The organism is Streptomyces ochraceiscleroticus (assembly GCF_000720485.1).
GTDB lineage: Bacteria > Actinomycetota > Actinomycetes > Streptomycetales > Streptomycetaceae > Streptomyces > Streptomyces ochraceiscleroticus.
Genome location: NZ_JOAX01000026.1, coordinates 168,460 through 188,197, shown reverse-complemented (window position 1 = coordinate 188,197; position 19,738 = coordinate 168,460). Strand labels below are relative to the sequence as shown.

The window sequence follows — 19,738 nt, the reverse complement described above, 5'->3', positions numbered from 1 at the left end:
GGGCAGAGCCGGTGTCACGGCAGGGACCGGGCGGCCTTCTGCAGCGCACTGGCCAGCAGGGCCAGGTCGGTCGGGCCGTTCCCCAGCTCGCGCAGCGGGCGGCGGGCCGGCGGATCGCCCATGCGGTGCCACTCCAGGGGCACGACCGTCGGCCGCAGGGTCGACGTCCGGGGTATCCGGCCCGTCACCCGGCCGGCCTGGAAGGGCGTGGCGGAGCCGTCGGCCGCTCGGTACAGCCGTCCGCGCCCGATGGGCAGCGGCTCCTCGGCCGGGTCGCCCTCCGCGCCCAGCCGCGCGCGCAGCCCGGCCCGCTCAGCCGTGGCGGTGGCCGCCGTGCGGTCCGGATGGCCGGTCGCGGCGATCAGATGCACGCCGAGCGCGGCGCCCTCCCGGGCGACCGCCTCCAGCGCCCGCACGACCGACCCGGCGGCGGGCCGCCCCGTACTGCCCAGCGCCGGTGCGACCAGCGCGTCGAAGTCGTCGACGATCACGAACAGCCGGGTCATCGGCGACACGGCCGCGAGCCCCTCGCCCGCCGCTGCCGGGCGCTCGGCCTCCTCGGCACCGGGCGCGCCCTGCGTACGGGGGCGCAGCCGCAGCGTGTTCGTCGCCGGCGCGTCCAGCAGGCCGGAGTCCTGCACGCCGGGCGCCGCGGAGCCGGGGATCTCTGCGGCGGCGCCCGCAGCCGCTGCCGTACGGCCCTCGGCGGACCGGCGCGGGGCGACCACTCGGGGCGCCGCGACGTGCTTGGCGCGCCACTCGGCGAAGCCCGTGCCGCCCAGTATCTCGGCGCGCCGCTTCAGCTCCGAGACCAGCGCCTGCGCGAACTCCCGCATCCGTACTGGGTCGGAGGCGGCCAGATGCGCGGTGACGTGCGGCAGGTCCGTGCACAGCCGCAGGCCCTCGCCGCGCTCCGTGCCCGCGCCGTCGACCAGGACCAGCGAGAGCAGGTCCGGACGGTCGGCGGCGGCCAGCGAGGCGGCGATCGAGCGCAGCAGCTCGGTCTTGCCCGTGCCCGGGCCGCCCTCCAGCAGGAAGTGGCAGCCGTCGACGGCCGGGTCGGCGTACACCGGGCCGTGCGGGCCCGCGCCCAGGACCGCGGCGGCCGCGGGCTCCTCGCTGTCCGCCGCGGCCGCCCAGCGGGCCATCAGGGAAGCGGGCGTGGCACGGGCCAGCCCCAGCTCGTCCAGCAGCCGGGCGCTGTCGGGCAGCGGCACGGCGGCGCTGCGCGTGCTGCGGCCCGCCCGCACGGTATCGGCCTCGCGCAGCGGCGCCAGGGCGCGCGCGAACCGCTCGGCCCACGGCGCGGAGACCGCGTCCACCGTCGCGACCGTGCCGTTCGCCCCCGAGGCATACGCCCCGGAGCCGTTCTGCGGGACGCCGTTCACGGCGATGCTGCTGCCCGGGGCCAGCGGCGCGGCGGGCTGGACGACGCGCAGCGCCGTGGCCACGTCACCGCTGAGCACCGCGAGCGCGCCGCACTCCCCGAAGGCCGGGGACGCGGCACGCGCCGCTTCGTACGTCGCCGTGAGCGGATACAGGGGCGAGGCGGCCGGGGTCTCGGCCAGCGCGAGCACATGGATGCCGGCCGACGGGCCGCCCGCCGCCAGCCGGGCCACGGTCTCCCGCAGCCCGGCCGTGCCGGGATCGCCGTCGGCGATCACGAGGGTGTACGGGCCCTGGTGCCGGGCCGCGGCGGCGGCCACCGCCGACCGGTCGGCGCTCGCCCAGCCGGGGCCGAGCGGCCCGTCGTCCAGCCGGCGGACCAGCTCGGCCGTGCGCGCCGCCGCCTGCTCCTTGTCGTACGCCAGCAGCAGCCGGCAGTCCTGACCGTGCGCCGGGCGCACATGCGGCAGCCAACCGAGCCAGGACCACTCCTCCAGGCGCTCCGCCGTGCCGCGCGCGCGGTCGGCGGCGAGCAGGACGATCTCCAGCGTGCCCGGCGCATGCAGCGCCGCGAGCTGGGCGACCGCGGCCCGGGCCAGCCCGGCGAGCCGGGGGCGCGGCCCCGCCAGGCCCAGCGACCCGGCCGAGCGCAGCGCGACGGTCACCGGCACGGCGCTGCGGCTGCCGTCGCGGTCGGCGGTGCCGAGCCGGACGGCCAGCGCGTCCGGATGCCCGGCCTCCCGCTCCCACAGCCGGGGGCCGGGGCCGAGCGCGGTCAGCAGGATCGTGGCGGCGTCCGGCCAGCGGCCGTACGCGGCCGGGATACGGGCGTCGCCCGGCAGGGCGCCGGGGGCCGCGCCGGCCTGGGGCTGCGGACCGGGGCCGTACCCGGCCGCCTGCCGCGCGGCCTCCGCGTCCGCCGCGTCCTCGGTGGCGCCGCGCCCGCCGGCCAGCCGCCGCGCCCACGCACTCCAGCCGCCGCCGCGGCGGGTGGGCTTGCGGGACGCCTCGGGCCCGGCGGGCTGCCCGGCGCCGGGGGACGGCTCGGCACTGCCGATGGGCTGCGCGCCGGGCGGTGCGGACGGGGCCGCCAGCGGCTGCCCGCCGCCGTGGGTCGCGGCGGAACGGGGATCGGGCGCGGGGGTGCCCCGGACGGGGGTGCCCCGGCGGCCGGAACCCGGGCCGGGCGCGGCGTCGGCGCCGTCGGCGGGGTGGCCGTGCGCACCACCCGCTCCGGCGCCGTACGGCTGGTCGTGCTGCTGATCGTGTCGCTGGCCGTACTGCCGGTCGCGGTACTGGTCCTGGCGTCCTGTCCCGTACTGGTCCCCCCCGTATTGGTCCGCCGCGTACTGGTCCGCCGCGTACTGCGCCGGCGTGTACTGGTCCGTCCCGTACCGATCCGGCGCGTACGGGTCCGGCGCGGGCCGTCCCGTGGCGCGGGCGTCGGGGGAGTGGACCTCGGCCGACCGCGCGCCCGCGGCGTACGCCTCCGCACCCGGCGTCCCCGCGGCATACGGACCCGCCGCGGCCGGGGGCTCGGCCCCGTGCCCGGCCGGCCGGGCGGCCTCCGCTCTCCAGGCACCCGCGGCCGGGCTCCCGCCGGCCGAACCCGCGCGGTCCTGCCCGGGGGCCGTCTCGTGGTCGTGCCGCTCGCTGCCGTGCGCAGGGGAGGAGCCGGTGCCGTGCGGCGGGCGCTGCCCCTCGGTACCGCCGCCCGCCGGGTGCACGCGCAGCCGGCCCTCGCCGTCCGGGGTGGCGGCGAGCACGGGGTCGGGGGCGCCGGGGGAGGGCTGCAGGCGGAGCGCCGACTCGCCGATCCGGAGCAGCGCGCCCGGCGGCAGCGGCACCGGGCGGTCGTCGAGGTCGGCGCCGTCGACGGCCGTGCCGTTCGTCGAGCGGAGGTCGGCCACGGTCACCGCGCCGTCCGCCGCCACCGTGACCGCGCAGTGCATCCGGGAAACGTCGGGGTCGTCCAGCGGCACGTCCGCGTCCGTGGAGCGGCCGATGCGGATCTGGCCGCCGTGCAGCAGATGGACACCGCCGGCGTCCGGGCCCGAGACGACCCGCAGCCGGGCGGGACCGGCCGGCAGGCCGTGCGCCGGGGCCGGACCGGGGCCCTGGAGGGAGAGGACCGCACCGTCTATGAGGGGCGGCTCGCCGAGCGCGGCACGCTGGACGTCGAGCCGCTCCTGCCCCGCGTAGAGCACGACGGGACCGCTGCCTGCGCCGGCCCCGCCGACGTCCGCGCCGGCGCCCGCGACGGCCGCCGCGAGGCCGCTGGCCACCGCCGCGAGCGCCGTCCCGGCAGGGGCCGTCACGAGCACGTCGCAGGCCCGAGTGGGGTGGCCGCTGCGCGGCCCGAGGACGGTCAGCCGGATCTGCATCGCCGTCAACGGTCCCTTCCGCCCGGCAATGCGGCGGGGCCCAGTACCTCCCCCCACCACGCCCGGACACGTCGGCACGTACAAGTCCAAGTCCGCGTGCATGCGCACGCCGCACGCCGCGGCGCAGCGCCCCCGTCCCCACCGCTGCCGTGCTGGAGAGCATCCTCGCACCTGCCACCGACAAGACGCGTGGCGACTGTCGTTCAGTGATCTTGTTCGGTCACCGATGTATGCAAAAGTGGCTGCTTGTGAACCATGATCGGCCAAAGATCGCTCCGTGACCGGTCAGCGATCGGCCGGGAGGGCAACCATCCGTACGTGAGCGGCGTCTTCCCGGGGAGCCCCGCCGGGTCCCGACCGGACCGGCCGGCCGGCAGCGCCCCCCGGACCACGGGATCCGCCCGGCCGCCGCCGCGAAACACGGCACTATGGTGGGGCGGAAGGGACCGCCCGCACACCGGAGTGGTCCCACATCCCCCACAGCCCGACAGACAGCGCAGATCAGGCAGCTGCTCAGTGACGACCAGGGAGCGCATGACGTGCGGCCGGTAGGCAGCAAGTACCTGCTCGAGGAGCCGCTCGGACGCGGCGCCACGGGCACCGTCTGGCGGGCCAGCCAGCGGGAGGCGGCAGGCGCCGAGGCAGCGGTGGCCGGACAGCCCGGCGAGACGGTCGCGATCAAGGTCCTCAAGGAGGAGCTGGCGCACGACCCGGACGTGGTGATGCGCTTCCTGCGTGAGCGCTCCGTCCTGCTGCGGCTCACCCACCCGAACATCGTCCGCACCCGCGACCTGGTCGTCGAGGGCGATCTGCTCGCCCTGGTCATGGACCTGGTCGACGGCCCCGACCTGCACAAATACCTGCGCCAGAACGGTCCGTTCAGCCCGGTCGCGGCCGCGCTGCTGACCGCGCAGATCGCCGACGCGCTGGCCGCCAGCCACGCCGACGGCGTCGTGCACCGCGACCTCAAGCCCGCGAACGTGCTGCTCGCCGGGGCCGAGGGCGCCGCCGAGATGCACCCGATGCTGACCGACTTCGGCATCGCCCGCCTCGCGGACTCCCCGGGCCTGACCCGCACGCAGGAGTTCGTCGGTACGCCCGCGTACGTCGCGCCGGAGTCCGCCGAGGGCCGCCCGCAGACCTCCGCCGTGGACATCTACGGCGCGGGCATCCTGCTGTACGAGCTGGTCACGGGCCGTCCGCCGTTCGCCGGCGCGACCGCCCTCGAAGTGCTGCACCGCCACCTCAGCGAGGACCCGCAGCGCCCCGGCAGCGTCCCCGAGCCGCTGTGGACCGTCATAGAGCGCTGTCTGCGCAAGCGTCCCGAGGAGCGGCCCAGCGCCGAGAACCTCGCCCGGGCCCTGCGCGTGGTCGCGGCCGGCATCGGCGTGCACGCCTCGCCCGCGGAGGCGGAGGCAGCCCTCGGCGTCGCCGGGCTGCTCGCGCCCGACCCGGCGCCCGCGCCGGTCCCCGACACCGGCGCCGCCGACCCCACGCAGGTACTGCCCTCCACCGGGGCCGGCGGCGGCCAGTACGACCCCTCGGCCGCGACGAACGTCATGCCGACCACGGGAGCGGGCGCCGCGGGCGCGGCCGGTGCCGCCGCGGGTGCCGCGGCCGCCGGCTTCGGAGCCGACTCCGGGCAGCCCCCGGGCAGCGGCGACCCGACGCGCGCCATGCCGCCCGTACCGCCGGGGCCGCCCGGCGGTGACCCGCAGCAGCCCGAGGGGCCGCACCCCTGGGAGAACCAGCTCCGCGCCGCCCGGGACCGGAACGAGCAGACCCAGGTCCAGCAGTACCTCAGCCCGGAGGACGACCCGCTGCGCCACCGCCCCCAGCGCCGGCCCGCGCAGCCCCCGCCCTACCAGCAGCAGCCGCAGCAGCCCCCGCAGCAGCAGTACGGCCGCCAGCAGCCGCCGCCGTACCAGCAGCAGCCGCAGCGTCGACAGCCCCCGCCGCAGCGGTACGAACCGCAGCGGCCGCCGGCCCCGGAGCCGCGCCGCCGCGAGCGCGAGCCGCGCCGGCGCAGCGCCAACCCGGTGCGCATCCCGGGTCTCGGCTGCCTCAAGGGCTGTCTGATCATGATCGTGCTGCTGGTGGTCGGCTCCTGGCTGGCCTGGGAGCTCGGGCTCAAGGACCTGTTCGCCACGGGGCGCGGCTACTGGGAGCAGATCAGCCAGTGGTACTCGACCGTGTCGGACTGGGTGTCCACGATCGGCGACGCCTCGAAGTCGGTGGGAGGCCCGTAGGGGCCGCCCCCGCACGGACCCGGGGACCCGCCACCCGCCTCCGGGGTGGCGACGCCGCAGAATTATCGGTTTGTCGATATTTCCGCGGTTTTTCCGGCGGAGAAGTGGCGGTTGACGGCGTCCGGGGCGCCGAAAGCGCCGCCGTCCGCGTAGTTTTGTCGCCAGCATCGGCCCGGGTGCCCCGCGCCCCGGGCCGCGGCCCCCGCGCATCCGCGCCGCGGGCCGTCACCTGTCGGACAAGACCCGTCGGAGCAGTCTTGGCACGGAAGATCGGCAGCCGGTACACCGCCCACCAGATCCTCGGTCGCGGCAGCGCCGGCACGGTGTGGCTGGGCGAGGGTCCCGAAGGGGCCGTGGCGATCAAGCTGCTGCGCGAGGACCTCGCCTCCGACCAGGAGCTGGTCGGCCGCTTCGTACAGGAGCGCGCCGCCCTGCTCAGCCTGGACCACCCGCGCGTGGTCGGCGTCCGCGACCTGGTCGTGGACGGCAACGACCTCGCCCTGGTGATGGACCTCGTGCGCGGTACCGACCTGCGCACCCGGCTGGACGCCCAGCGCCGGCTGGCCCCGGAGGCCGCGGTCGCCATCGTGGCCGACGTCGCCGAGGGCCTGGCCGCCGCGCACGCCGCGCGCATCGTGCACCGCGACGTGAAGCCCGAGAACGTCCTGCTGGACATGGAGGGCCCGCTCGGCCCGGGCGGCGCCCACCCCGCCCTCCTCACCGACTTCGGCATCGCCCGGCTGGTCGACTCGCCGCGCCGCACCCGCTCCACCCGGGTCATCGGCACCCCCGACTACCTCGCCCCCGAGATCATCGAGGGCCTCCCGCCCCGCGCGTCCGTGGACGTGTACGCGCTGGCCACGGTCCTGTACGAGCTGCTCGCCGGCTTCACCCCCTTCGGCGGCGGGCACCCCGGCGCGGTGCTGCGCCGGCACGTCACCGAGCGGGTCGCGCCGCTCCCCGGCATCCCGGACGAGCTGTGGCAGCTCCTCGTCCAGTGCCTGGCCAAGGCCCCCGCCTCCCGGCTCCGCGCCCCCGAGCTGGCGGCCCGGCTGCGCGAGATCCAGCCCTCGCTGGCGGGCATCCCGCCGCTGGACATCGACGAGCCGGAGAGCGAGGAGGAGGCGGACGAGGCGGCGGGCCAGGACGCGGTCCGGGAGGACGGCCCGTACCACCCGGCGGCGCCTGAGGACGGCGGCCGGGTCCGCGGCGCGGTGCCGCTGGTCCACGGCGCGGCCCCGGACTCGAACCGGGAGACGCACACGAGCATGCGCGTACCGGGCCCGGACGAGCTGGCCGGCGGGGCGCACGGCACGGCCCGCACGCCCCGCGCCGCGGGCGAACGCCGGGCGGGCTCGGCCCGCCACCGGGTACGCAAGCGCCGGGTGCGGCTGGGTGTCGCGGCGGCCGGCCTGGTGGCCGTCGCGGGCCTGACGACCTGGCTGGTCTCCGGCGACGACACCCCGGACGACGCCCGTCCCGGCACGGAGCAGACAGCTCCGGACGTGCCGTAGCTCAAAGAAGCGCCGCGTAAGGGAGCGCCCCGTCAGGGGCGCGGGGAACTGCGCGAGCAACGCCAACGGCGCCGCGGGTGGCCACCGGCCGGGGGCCCACCGGAACGCCCGGAGACGGCCACGGCTCACGTCGGCCCACCCAGCCGTTAGGCTGGAGGCGTGGCAGTCGTCGATGTATCCGAAGAGCTGAAGTCCCTCTCCTCGACCATGGGGTCGATCGAGGCCGTCCTGGACCTCGACAAGATGAGGGCCGATATCGCTGCGCTCGAGGAGCAGGCAGCGGCCCCCGACCTCTGGGACGACGTGGAGAACGCCCAGAAGGTCACCAGCCGGCTGTCCTATCTCCAGGGACAGCTCCGCAAGGCCGAGGAGCTGCGAGGCCGCGTCGACGACCTCGAGGTGCTGTTCGAGCTGGCCGCCGACGAGGGCGACGAGGACACCCAGGCCGAGGCGGAGGCCGAGCTGACCTCGGTCCGCAAGGCGGTCGACGAGCTGGAGGTGCGCACGCTCCTCTCCGGCGAGTACGACTCCCGCGAGGCCGTCGTGAACATCCGCGCCGAGGCGGGCGGCGTCGACGCCGCCGACTTCGCCGAGAAGCTGCAGCGCATGTACCTGCGCTGGGCCGAGCGGCACGGCTACAAGACGGAGCTGTACGAGACCTCGTACGCCGAAGAGGCCGGCATCAAGTCGACCACCTTCGCCGTCAACGTGCCGTACGCCTACGGCACGCTCTCCGTGGAGCAGGGCACGCACCGCCTGGTCCGGATCTCCCCGTTCGACAACCAGGGCCGCCGCCAGACGTCGTTCGCCGGCGTCGAGGTGCTGCCCGTCGTCGAGCAGACCGACCACATCGAGATCGACGAGTCCGAGCTCCGCATCGACGTCTACCGCTCCTCGGGCCCCGGCGGCCAGGGCGTGAACACGACCGACTCCGCGGTCCGCCTGACGCACATCCCGACCGGCATCGTGGTCTCCTGCCAGAACGAGCGCTCGCAGATCCAGAACAAGGCCACCGCCATGAACGTCCTCCAGGCGAAGCTGCTGGATCGGCGCCGCCAGGAGGAGCAGGCCAAGATGGACGCCCTCAAGGGCGACGGCGGCAACTCCTGGGGCAACCAGATGCGGTCGTACGTCCTGCACCCGTACCAGATGGTCAAGGACCTGCGGACGGAGTTCGAGGTCGGCAACCCGCAGGCGGTGCTGGACGGCGACATCGACGGCTTCCTGGAGGCCGGCATCCGCTGGCGCAAGCAGCAGGAGCAGGAGAAGTAAGCCGGGTACTCCCGCAGCAACCGTCGCCTCCGGGGCGGCGGTTGCTTTTTGATGTGGTGATTTGGTTACAGTCGTACGCCGCCGACCCCCGCAAAGTATTGCAATACGGTCATCCGCTCTTTATTTGACCTTGACGGTCCGTTGGGATCTGGGAAGGGTAGTGCGCGGCATGCGTACGTCTGGGGCGCGTGTGAACGGGGAATCGAGCGAACCGCCCGCGAAGCGGGCCGCGAGTCGCATACCCCCATCGGCCGTCGCCCCGCACAGAAATGCCCCAATGACACATGAGCTACTGGGGGTAGCAACCAGATGACCAAGAAGACGCGGGTGCGCGTGGCGCGCGTTGCAGCCGGCGCGGTGATCGCGCTGGGCGCGTCGCTGACCGTGACGGGCGCCGCTTCGGCGACCGAGTCGGACCAGTCGACCGCTGCGAGCGACGACGGTGTCGGCATCATCGGCGGCCTCTTCGGCGGCGGCGACGGTGACGACAACGGCGGCGCCAGCGGTGGCGACACCGCTGGTGACACCGGCGGTGACGAGACCGGCGGTGGCCTCATCAGCGGCGGCGGCGACGGCGGCGAGGACGACGGCGGCGTGATCGGCGGTGACGACAACGGCGGCCAGAACGGCGGCGACAACGGCATCGGTGGCGGCGACGGCGGCGACGACAACGGCGGCGCGATCGGCGGCGACGACGGCGGCGCGATCGGTGGCGACGACGGCGGCGCGATCGGTGGCGGTGACGACAACGGCGGCCAGAACGGCGGCGACAACGGCATCGGTGGCGGCGACGGCGGCAACGGTGGCGACAACGGCATCGGTGGCGGCGACGGCGGCAACGGTGGCGACGACACCATCGGTGGCGGCAACGGCGGCGACGACAACGGCGCCACCGGCGGCAGCACCGGCGGCGACGTCAGCGGTGGCGACGAGGGCACCGGTACCGACAACGAGGGCACCAAGCCGGTCGAGCAGCCTGGCGACTCCAAGGAAGACATCGCCAACACGCCCGGTCAGGCCCAGGACACGCCCAAGGGCGGTCAGCAGCAGGCCGGCGGCGAGCTGGCCGAAACCGGTTCGTCCGGTACGACCTTCCTGCTGATCGGTGCGGCGACGATGATCGCCGGTGGCATCGGCTTCCGCATGATGCCGCGCCTGATCAACAAGGGCGGCGCCGCCGCGGCCTGATCCAGGCCCGGCGCGGCACCGTAGAACGTGCCGCAGCAGCATGACGTACAGCAGAGGGCCCGGCGCGCAACCCGCGCCGGGCCCCTTTGCGTATGCGTCCCGCTTGCGTATGTGTCCGGTCCGTAGGTGATCCGCAGGATCAGCCGGGGGTCAGCCCACCCGATGCCAGCAGGCCCACCGCGACCAGCGCCACCAGCAGCACCACGAGGGTCGCCGGGGTGACCTGCGCGAAGAGCCCGGTCAGGCCGCTCTGCTGCTGCATCCGCTCCCTGCTGGCCCGGCACACCGGGCAGCGGCCCTCGCTCACGGGGGCCGCGCAGTTGGCGCACACCAGTCGGTCGTACGTCATGCGACCTCCTTCTCACCGGCTCCAACGCGCGGGCCGGCGCATTGGTTCCCTCTTCTACTGTGCCAGCTCGCGGGTCCCTCGGCGCGCGTACCGGAATCCTTGCAGCGCACGGCGTATTCAGGCCGCCCGCGGGCCCTCGGCCGGAGCCGGAATGTGCTCGTTTTGTCCCCGTAGGTGCCGTGAATAAACGCACCAAGACCGGACGCCGACTGCGCCGCGGCTCGCGCTTCGCGTATGGTCACGCTCACCGACGGGAGCCGCAACTCGGCAACCCGTGCCCCTACCCAGGTCGACCGTGGTGCATCAGTGATCCGATTCGACAACGTCTCCAAGACCTACCCGAAGCAGAACCGCCCCGCGCTCAGGGACGTCTCGCTCGAGATCGAACGAGGCGAGTTCGTCTTCCTGGTGGGCTCCTCGGGCTCCGGCAAGTCCACCTTCCTGCGGCTGCTCCTGCGCGAGGAGCGGGCCAGCCACGGTGCGGTGCACGTACTGGGCAAGGACCTCGGGAAGCTGTCCAACTGGAAGGTCCCGCAGATGCGGCGCCAGGTGGGCACGGTCTTCCAGGACTTCCGGCTGCTCCCGAACAAGACCGTCGGGCAGAACGTCGCGTTCGCCCTGGAGGTCATCGGCAAGCCGCGCGGCCAGATCCGCAAGACCGTCCCCGAGGTGCTCGACCTCGTCGGCCTGGGCGGCAAGGAGGACCGGATGCCGGGCGAGCTGTCCGGTGGTGAGCAGCAGCGCGTCGCGATCGCCCGGGCGTTCGTCAACCGCCCGATGCTGCTGATCGCCGACGAGCCGACCGGCAACCTCGACCCGCAGACCTCCGTCGGCATCATGAAGCTGCTGGACCGGATCAACCGCACCGGCACGACGGTGGTCATGGCGACCCACGACCAGCAGATCGTCGACCAGATGCGCAAGCGGGTCATGGAACTAGAAAAGGGCCGGCTCGTACGCGACCAGTCGCGCGGCGTGTACGGCTACCAGCACTAAGCGTGTACGGCCCCCAGTACTGAAAGGACGCCATGCGCGCCCAGTTCGTCCTGTCGGAGATCGGCGTCGGTCTCCGCCGAAACCTCACGATGACCTTCGCCGTCATCGTCTCCGTGGCTCTCTCGCTCGGCCTCTTCGGCGCCTCGCTGCTGATGCGCGACCAGGTCAGCACGATGAAGGGCTACTGGTACGACAAGGTCAACGTCTCCATCTTCTTCTGCAACAAGAACGACGCCGACTCCGGCGCCAACTGCGCCAAGGGCGCGGCCACCACGCAGCAGAAGAACGACATCCGCGCCGAGCTGGACCGGCTGCCGATCGTCGAAAAGGTGCAGTACGAGTCGAGTGACCAGGCGTACAAGCACTACAAGGAGCAGTTCGGCGACACGCCCGTCGCGGGCCTCGTCACCCCCGACCAGTTGCCCGAGTCCTTCCGGGTCAAGCTGAAGGACCCGACCAAGTTCGCGGTCATCAAATCGGCCTTCAGCGAGCGGCCCGGCGTCCAGGAGGTCCAGGACCAACGGGACACCGTGGAACCGCTGTTCAACCTCCTCAACGGCATGAACATCGCCGCGCTGTGCGTGATGGGGCTGATGCTGGTCGTTGCGCTGCTGCTGATCGTCAACACCGTACGGGTGTCGGCGTTCAGCAGGCGGCGGGAGACCGGGATCATGCGGCTGGTGGGCGCCTCCAGCTTCTACATCCAGATGCCGTTCATCCTGGAGGCCGCCATCGCGGGCCTGATCGGCGCCGCGTTCGCGTGTGTCCTGATCGTCGGCGGCAAGTTCATCCTCGTGAACAACTGGCTGGCGGAGAAGATCCAGGTGATCAACTTCATCGGCTGGGACTCCGTGGTGGCGGTACTTCCATTGGTCCTGCTCATCGGTCTTCTGATGCCGGCGCTCGCCGCGTTTTTCGCGCTCCGCAAGTATCTGAAGGTGTGAGTTATGCCAAGAGCGCCGTACGGGCAACTGCCCGTACGGCGCTTCTTTCTGGCCTAGACTCACCGGCATGTCGGGCCGATTGCACTTTGTCCGGCCCCGCCGCATCCGCCGCGGGGCGGCCCTGACGTTGGTCTTCGCGAGCGTGCTCGGCACGGGCGCGGCCGCCGGTACCTGGGGCGGCGAAGGCCGAGAAGGGGCGGAGCGCCGGATACCGGTACGTACGGTCGCTGACGGCCGCTCAGCAGCGGACGGCACGGCGGACCGCGAGGCCGTCGAGGCGGCCGCCAGCGAAGCGCTCAAGGCCGGCAAGTCCGGTACCCAGGCCGCCGCCGATGTGGTCAGCCGCAGCGGCGACCGCTGGTCGACGGTCTACACCGCGGGCGAGTACGAGGACTTCAGACAGCAGCTCGACGGCGAGTACGTCGGCGTCGGCCTGTGGCTGCGCCCGGCCGAGGGCGGTCACGTCCGCGTCTCTCGCGTCCGCCCCGACAGCCCCGCGGCGCGGGCCGGCATCGCACCCGGTGACGCGCTGCTCGCCGTCGACGGCCACCCCACCCGGCACCGCCCGGTCACCGAGGTCGTGGCCCGGCTGCGCGGCGACGCCGGTGCCGAGCCGCACACCCGGGCCGCCGCGGCCCCCGGTACGCCCGTCGCACTGAAACTCCAGCGCGCGGACCTGCACTGGTCCACGACGCTGCACCGCGCCCGGCTGCGCACGGCGAACGTCACGGTCGAGCGGCCCGCGGCGCCCGGAGGCATGACCCGGATCAAGGTCGAGGCGTTCGCCAAGGGCACCGGCGAGGAGGTGCGCGAGGCGGTCCGCTCGGCGCCGCCCGGCGGCGTCCTGCTGGACCTGCGCGGCAACACCGGCGGACTGGTCGGGGAGGCGGTCACCGCGGCCGCCGCGTTCCTCGACGGCGGCCTGGTCGCCACGTACGACGTGCGCGGCAGCCAGCGCGCGCTCTACGCCGACCGCGGCCGGGCCACGAAGTCGCCGGTGGTCGTGCTGGTCGACGGCGGCACGATGAGCGCGGGCGAGCTGCTGGCGGGGGCGCTGCAGGACCGCGGCCGGGCGGTGGTGATCGGCTCGCCGACCTTCGGCAAGGGCTCGGTGCAGATGCCCAGCAAGCTCCCGGACGGCTCGGTCGCCGAGCTGACCGTCGGCCACTACCGCACGCCGTCCGGCCGCGGCGTCGACGGCCGCGGCATCACCCCCGACATCCCCGCCGACGACCGGGCGGAGAGCCGGGCCAGGACAGTAATGAGTGGCCTCGGAGGCGGGTCGTAGTGCGAAAATGGCCGCACTATGGCTAAGGCGAACGCGAACACGAAGGCGAAGCGACAGGCCGCGGAGGCCGGGCGCAAGCTCATCGCGCAGAACAAGAAGGCGCGGCACGACTACCTCATCATCGACACCTACGAGTGCGGCCTCGTGCTCTCGGGCACGGAGGTGAAGTCGCTGCGGCAGGGTCGGTCTTCGCTGGTGGACGGCTTCGTCCAGATCGACGGCGGCGAGGCGTGGCTGCACAACGTGCACATCCCCGAGTACGCGCAGGGCACGTGGACGAACCACGCGGCACGCCGCAAGCGGAAGCTGCTGCTGCACCGCGAGGAGATCGACAAGCTGGCGTCGAAGTCCCAGGAGACGGGCCACACGATCGTCCCGCTCCAGCTCTACTTCCTGAAGGGCCGGGCGAAGGTCGAGATCGCGCTGGCCAAGGGCAAGAAGGAGTACGACAAGCGGCAGACCCTGCGTGAGCAGCAGGACCGCCGCGAGGCGGACCGCGCGATCTCGGCGGTGCGCCGGCGGCAGCGGGCCTGACCTGCGCGGAAGGCCCGGCGAACGCCCCCTGGGAATATGCTGGCACGGTGCCACGTTGTTCCCGTACGATGGCACATGTACCCCGCAGGACGGGGTGCACGGACTCCGCGCAAGTGGGGCCCACACTTGAAAAATCAACATGGGGATGATCGGTTTCGACAGCGGATGTCGAAGCAGGGGAAGCGAGCCGAGGAAGCGGCAATGATCTCGTTAACCATATGTCGCAACCAATAATCGCCAACACCAAGCGCGATTCCTTCGCCCTCGCTGCCTAAGTAGCGACCTGCGAAGTGTCAGCCCGGGGATGATCCCGACCCGGTTCCTGGCATCAGCTAGGGGTCTTATCCACTGAGCCCGGTCACGGGGCTGAGTGGAGACATCAAACAGTGACTGAGCCCGTCGGAGACTTGTCCGCGTGATCTCCGGGGCCGAGAAAATCGCAGCGGACTGCGCTCGGAGAAGCCCTGATTCTGCACCGTTGGACGCGGGTTCGATTCCCGCCATCTCCACCGAACGGAGGCCCCGGCCTCCGGACATCCCATGTGGGCAGAAGCCCCGCCGCCGTCAGGCAGCGGGGCTTCTGTCATGTATGACCATGGCGCGGGCGTCGGATGTGGCGTTCCGCGCCATATCGGGTGCCGCCCCGCGCTCCTACCGTCCTCCGACATGTACAAGACAACCAAGCGCACGCTGAGCGTTCTGGTCGCGGCCCTGCTGGCCGCCCTCTTCCTGCCGTCGCCGGCGACGGCACACGCGGCTTCCGGCACCATCGAGGAGGTCACCGGCTTCGGCACCAATCCGGGGGCGCTGCGGATGTACCGCTACGTCCCGCAGGGCCTGCCCGCCGGCCGCCCCGTGGTCGTCGCGCTGCACGGCTGTACGCAGAACGCCCCCGCCTACGGCAAGCAGAGCGGCTGGACCGAGCTCGCCGACCGCTGGGGCTTCTCCGTCGTCCTCCCGGGCCAGAGCAGCGCCAACAACCTCAACTCCTGCTTCAACTGGTTCCAGGCGGGCGACATCGAGCGCGGCCACGGCGAGGCCGCGTCCATCCAGCAGATGACCGCCCGCCAGCTCGCCGACGCGGGCGGCTCGAAGGCGTACGTCACCGGACTTTCGGCCGGCGGCGGGATGACGGCGGTCATGATGGCCGCGTACCCGGAGACATACACCGCGGGCGGCGTCGTCGCGGGCCTCCCGTACGGCTGCGCGCAGGCGGCCGGCTCGCCGTACGTGTGCATGTACGTGGGCGCCGCCCAGACCCCCGCGCAGTGGGGCGACCGGGTGCGGGCCGCGCGCCCCGGGTACACCGGACCCTGGCCCCGGCTCACCGTGTTCCACGGCACGGCCGACACGACGGTGAAGCCGGTGAACATGGCCGACCTCGTCGAGCAGTGGACGAATGTGCACGGCACCGACCAGGCCCCCGACGCCAGGGACACGGTGGGCGGCTATCCGCACGCGGTGTACCGGGACGCGGGCGGCGCGGTCGCCGTCGAGACGTACGAGATCACCGGCATGGGGCACGGGCAGCCGCTGGACCCGGGTACGGGCCCCGCGCAGTGCGGCACGGCCGGCGCTTACATGCTCGATGTGAACCTCTGCGCCGCGTACGAGATGGCGAAGGGGTGGGGGCTGGGCGGCTGAGGCCGCGGGCCCGGGCCCGCCGGCGCGGGTCAGCCGCGCCGGCGGGCCGGGAGGCGGCCCAGGAGCGTCACGGTCAGGGCGAGGGCCGCGGCGGTTGCCGGTACGGCGTATCCGGAGCCGTCGGGGCCCAGGTGGTCCGTGGCCCAGCCGCCCGCCGCCGAGCCGGTCGCGATGCCGGCCAGCAGGGCGGTCACGGCGAGCGTCAGGCCCTCGTTGACCTGGCCGGCGGGCGTCAGTGCCTGCACCCGGCCCATGCCGGTGACCATGGTGGGCGCGGTCGCCATCCCGGCCACGAGCAGGACGCCCGCCAGGACGGCCGGGCTGCCGCTCGCCGCCCCGAGGAGCGGCAGCAGCATCAGGACCGCCATGGCCGCCACGCAGCCGGTGAAGCGCGCCGCGGGCCGCCCGGCGGGCGGCAGCAGCCCGTACAGCAGGCCAGCGGCGCACGACCCGGCCGCCTGCAGCGCCAGGATGCCGCCCGCCGCCGCCCGGACGCCGTGCCCGTCGGCGAAGCCGATCGTGACGACCTCCAGGGAGCCGAACACCGCGCCCGTACAGAGGAAGGTCAGCAGGAGCGGCGGCAGGCCGGGGCGGCGCAACAGGGAGCGGGCGCGGTCCGTACGGGGCGCGGGCGGCGGCTCCGTACGGCGCTGACCGGCGAAGAGGAGCACGCCGGCCAGCAGCAGCGCGGCCCCGGTGAGGGTGCCCGCCTCCGGGAACAGCGCCGTGCACAGGAAGGCCGCGAGCACCGGGCCGAGCATGAAGCACACCTCGTCCGCCGCCTGTTCGAAGGAGTTCGCGGTGTGCAGGGCGCGGGGATCGGTGCGGAAGAGGTGTGCCCAGCGGGCGCGGGACATGCCGCCGGTGTTGGGCGTGGTGGCCGTGCAGAGGTACGCGGCGAAGAGCGTCCAGGCGGGTGCGTCGAGCCGTACGCACAGCACGAGGGCGAGCGAGCCGGCCACCGCGAGCAGCGCGGCGGGCGGCGCGACCCTGGCCTGCCCGTACCGGTCGACCAGCCGCGCGGTCCACGGCCCGACGACGGCGGTCGCGGCGAGCCCGACGGCGGTCACGGCCCCGGCCAGCGCGTACGAGCCGCGCGACCCGGCGATCATCAGGACCGCGCTGACGCTGAACATGCCCATGGGGAGCCGCGCCATCAGGTTGGCCGCGGTGAAGGCCCGGGTGCCGGGGACAGCGAAGATCCGGGCGTACGGGCGGAGGAACGGCAGCCGCGGGACGGCGGGGGTGCGGCGGCGCGAGCGGGCAGGAACGGGCGGGGCGGTCACCGGCCGGGAGGCGAGGAAGAGGATCACCCGTCCACGGTCGGGCAGGCCGCGCCGTACCGTCCAACACCTCTTCACCACGCATTCACCGTCTCCCGTTGTCAATCTGTTGCCCGGCAGGTCTCCGTACCGCCACTTCGTCTTTGTCACCATGGGCGCGTGCCCCACGACATAGAGCCGCGACTGCTGCGGGCCTTCACGGCCGTCGCCGACGAGCTGCACTTCACCCGTGCCGCCGCCCGTCTGTACGTCGCCCAGCAGGCCCTCAGCCGGGACATCCGCCGCCTGGAGCGCGACCTCGGCACCGTGCTGTTCCTGCGCACCACCCGGCAGGTGCGTCTCACCCCCGAAGGCGAGCGGCTGCTCCCGTATGCGCAGCGCGTGCTGGCCGCGCACGACGAGCTGTCCGCGGCGTTCCACGGAGGCGCGGCGCACGAGCAGCCGCTGCTCGTCGACGTCGGCGCGCCCGTGGGCACCGCGCACCGGGTACTGGAGCGGGCCCGGGCGGCGGCACCCGGCCTGGAGTTCGCCGCGCGCTTCCACAGCGGCCTGACCGGCGCTGCCGAGGGGCTGCTGACCGGCGGCCTGGACGTGTCCTTCGGGCGGATCGCGGGGCTGCCGCGCGGCGTGCGGACCCGGCTGGCCCACCACCCGGTGCGGTACGAGCCGATGGCCGTCCTGCTGCCCGCGGAGCACCCGCTGGCCGCTCGTGCGGCCGTCCCGCTGGACGCGCTCGCGGGGGAGACGCTGTACACGGGGGCGGGCAATGCGCACACCGCGGAGTGGACCGCCCTGGCGGCGCGCCTCTTCGAAGGGCGCGGCATCCGGGCGGCGGCGCCGTACCCGGAGATCGACGGCCCGGACGAATTCCTCCGCGTCGTACGGAAGCGCGGCTGGTCGGTGCTGGCCAGTGTCGAGTTCATCGAGGCGCCCGGGATGGTGCTGCGGCCCCTCGTGGACCCCGTACCGCTGTCCCCGGTGTCGGTGGTCTGGCGCCGGGGGCTGCGCCACCCGGGGCTGGACGCGCTGCTGGCCGCGGCGCGCGAGCTGGGCAAGGAGGGCGGCTGGCTGGCCCGCCCCGAGGGCGCCTGGCTGCCGCCCGAGGACGCCCGGCTGATGGCGGCGTGAGCGCCGCGCAGCGTGCCCCGGCCGGTACTCACCGTGCCCCGCCGACCCGGGTGAGCGCGATATTGCGTCGGTGACACCTGGCGGCACCGCGGCGAAACGAGCCGTCCCTAGCTTCGGAACGGGAGAACCCGAGAGCTGGGAGGCACGATGGCAGCCACGACAGGCGGGACCGCACGCAAGGGCGGGCGGTGGATCGAGGAGTGGGATCCGGAGGACGAGGGGTTCTGGGCGGAGAAGGGGGAACGGATCGCCCGGCGGAACCTGTGGTTCTCGGTGCTGTCGGAGCACATCGGGTTCTCGGTGTGGAGTCTGTGGTCGGTGATGGTCCTGTTCATGGGGCCCGAGTACGGGCTGGACCCGGCGGACAAGTTCTTCCTGGTGGCCGTGCCGACGCTGGTCGGCGGCGTGCTGCGGGTGCCGTACACCTTCGCGGTGGCGAAGTTCGGGGGGCGGAACTGGACGATCATCAGCGCGCTGATGCTGCTGGTGCCGACCACCGCCGCGTGGATGGTGATGGAGCCGGGGACGTCGTACCTCACGTTCATCCTGGTGGCATCGCTCACGGGGGTCGGCGGGGGGAACTTCGCCTCGTCGATGACCAACATCAATTCCTTCTATCCGCTCAGGAAGAAGGGCTGGGCCCTCGGGCTGAACGCCGGCGGCGGGAACATCGGTGTGCCGGTGATTCAGCTCGTGGGGCTGCTGGTCATCGGGACGGCGGGCGCCGCCTCGCCGCACATCGTGCTGGGGATCTACATCCCGCTCGCGGTGGTCTCCGCGGTGCTGTGCGCGCTGTTCATGGACAATCTCGCGCCGGTGAAGAACGACACGGGTGCCGCCAAGGACGCGGCCCGCGACCCGCACACCTGGATCATGTCGGTGCTGTACATCGGGACGTTCGGGTCGTTCATCGGGTACAGCTTCGCCTTCGGGCTCGTCCTGCAGAACCAGTTCGCGCAGACGCCGCTGCAGGCGGCCTCGCTCACCTTCATCGGGCCGCTGCTCGGCTCGCTGATCCGGCCCGTGGGCGGCAAGCTCGCCGACCGCTTCGGCGGCGCGCGCATCAGCCTGTGGAACTACGCCGCGATGGGTGCCGCGACCCTCGTCGTGATCTACGCGTCGGCGCAGAAGTCGCTGCCGGTCTTTCTCGTCGGCTTCATCGCGCTGTTCGTGCTGAGCGGGCTGGGCAATGGGTCGACGTTCAAGATGATTCCGGGGATCTTCCAGGCGAAGGCGGTACGCAAGGGGCTGACCGGTGAGGCGGCCGCTTCGTACGGGCGGCGCCTCTCGGGGGCCTCGATGGGGCTGATCGGCGCAGTCGGCGCGCTCGGCGGCCTGGGCATCAACCTGGCGTTCCGGCAGGCGTTCATGACCGGGGGCTCCGGCACCCCCGCCTTCGTGTCCTTCCTCGTCTACTACGCCCTGTGCCTGGCCGTGACCTGGGCCGTATACCTCCGGCGCCCGGCACCGGAGCCGCACGCGCGCACCGAAGAAGCGCAGCGCCCGGCATACGCGGAGGTGTGATCCGCTGCACCCGAGGAGTGGCCCCGGCGGGAACGCCGGGGCCTCCCGGGCGTAA

General features: G+C 73.7%; 14 protein-coding genes and 1 other RNA gene. 12 read left to right on the top strand and 3 right to left on the bottom strand.

Annotated features, from left to right (window positions below; translation table 11 throughout):
• Positions 1-14: 14 nt before the first annotated feature.
• Positions 15-3,770 (bottom strand): FHA domain-containing protein, encoded by a 3,756-nt coding sequence (locus tag IG84_RS0129145; protein WP_031063379.1) that lies wholly within the window; start codon positions 3,768-3,770, stop codon positions 15-17.
• 539 nt (positions 3,771-4,309) lie between these two features.
• On the opposite strand from IG84_RS0129145, the gene IG84_RS0129140 reads away from it, so the two are divergent.
• The 4 genes from IG84_RS0129140 (at position 4,310) to IG84_RS0129125 (ending at position 9,993) form a co-directional block, all read left to right on the top strand.
• Complete coding sequence (locus IG84_RS0129140; protein ID WP_031063375.1) at positions 4,310-6,019, top strand: serine/threonine-protein kinase; 1,710 nt, start codon at positions 4,310-4,312, stop codon at positions 6,017-6,019.
• A gap of 257 nt (positions 6,020-6,276) precedes the next feature.
• Positions 6,277-7,533, top strand: a complete 1,257-nt coding sequence (locus IG84_RS0129135) for a serine/threonine-protein kinase (protein ID WP_031063372.1) — start codon at positions 6,277-6,279, stop codon at positions 7,531-7,533.
• Between the two features lie 159 nt (positions 7,534-7,692).
• Entirely contained in the window at positions 7,693-8,805 is a 1,113-nt protein-coding gene (gene prfB, locus IG84_RS0129130; RefSeq protein WP_031063369.1) for a peptide chain release factor 2, read from the top strand.
• 309 nt (positions 8,806-9,114) lie between these two features.
• Complete coding sequence (locus tag IG84_RS0129125) at positions 9,115-9,993, top strand: hypothetical protein (RefSeq protein ID WP_031063368.1); 879 nt, start codon at positions 9,115-9,117, stop codon at positions 9,991-9,993.
• A gap of 139 nt (positions 9,994-10,132) precedes the next feature.
• Here the strand turns inward: IG84_RS0129125 and IG84_RS0129120 are convergent, their stop codons facing one another.
• A complete protein-coding gene (locus IG84_RS0129120; protein ID WP_031063366.1) occupies positions 10,133-10,342 on the bottom strand; it encodes a hypothetical protein in 210 nt (69 codons plus the stop codon).
• Between the two features lie 306 nt (positions 10,343-10,648).
• Between IG84_RS0129120 and ftsE the strand changes: the two genes are divergently transcribed.
• The 6 genes from ftsE to IG84_RS0129095 all read left to right on the top strand — a co-directional run bounded on the left by ftsE (position 10,649) and on the right by IG84_RS0129095 (position 15,748).
• Complete coding sequence (gene ftsE, locus IG84_RS0129115) at positions 10,649-11,338, top strand: cell division ATP-binding protein FtsE (RefSeq protein WP_030250386.1); 690 nt, start codon at positions 10,649-10,651, stop codon at positions 11,336-11,338.
• Positions 11,339-11,370: 32 nt separating this feature from the next.
• Entirely contained in the window at positions 11,371-12,282 is a 912-nt protein-coding gene (gene ftsX, locus IG84_RS0129110) for a permease-like cell division protein FtsX (protein ID WP_030250383.1), read from the top strand.
• A 67-nt stretch (positions 12,283-12,349) separates the two neighbouring features.
• Positions 12,350-13,570 carry a S41 family peptidase gene (locus IG84_RS0129105; RefSeq protein WP_031063364.1) on the top strand — a complete coding sequence of 407 codons (1,221 nt, stop codon included), beginning with the start codon at positions 12,350-12,352 and terminating at the stop codon, positions 13,568-13,570.
• 18 nt (positions 13,571-13,588) lie between these two features.
• On the top strand, positions 13,589-14,104 hold the full coding sequence (gene smpB / locus IG84_RS0129100) for an SsrA-binding protein SmpB (protein ID WP_031063362.1): 516 nt from the start codon (positions 13,589-13,591) through the stop codon (positions 14,102-14,104).
• Between the two features lie 141 nt (positions 14,105-14,245).
• Positions 14,246-14,616: a transfer-messenger RNA gene (gene ssrA / locus IG84_RS39335) on the top strand.
• 154 nt (positions 14,617-14,770) lie between these two features.
• A complete protein-coding gene (locus tag IG84_RS0129095; RefSeq protein WP_031063360.1) occupies positions 14,771-15,748 on the top strand; it encodes an extracellular catalytic domain type 1 short-chain-length polyhydroxyalkanoate depolymerase in 978 nt (325 codons plus the stop codon).
• 29 nt (positions 15,749-15,777) lie between these two features.
• Here the strand turns inward: IG84_RS0129095 and IG84_RS0129090 are convergent, their stop codons facing one another.
• Positions 15,778-17,061, bottom strand: coding sequence for an MFS transporter (locus IG84_RS0129090; RefSeq protein WP_031063356.1), 1,284 nt, complete (start codon positions 17,059-17,061; stop codon positions 15,778-15,780).
• A 129-nt stretch (positions 17,062-17,190) separates the two neighbouring features.
• On the opposite strand from IG84_RS0129090, the gene IG84_RS0129085 reads away from it, so the two are divergent.
• Together IG84_RS0129085 and IG84_RS0129080 are read left to right on the top strand one after the other, a co-directional pair.
• Positions 17,191-18,159 (top strand): LysR family transcriptional regulator, encoded by a 969-nt coding sequence (locus IG84_RS0129085; protein ID WP_031063353.1) that lies wholly within the window; start codon positions 17,191-17,193, stop codon positions 18,157-18,159.
• Positions 18,160-18,306: 147 nt separating this feature from the next.
• On the top strand, positions 18,307-19,683 hold the full coding sequence (locus IG84_RS0129080; RefSeq protein WP_031063349.1) for a nitrate/nitrite transporter: 1,377 nt from the start codon (positions 18,307-18,309) through the stop codon (positions 19,681-19,683).
• Positions 19,684-19,738: the final 55 nt, after the last annotated feature.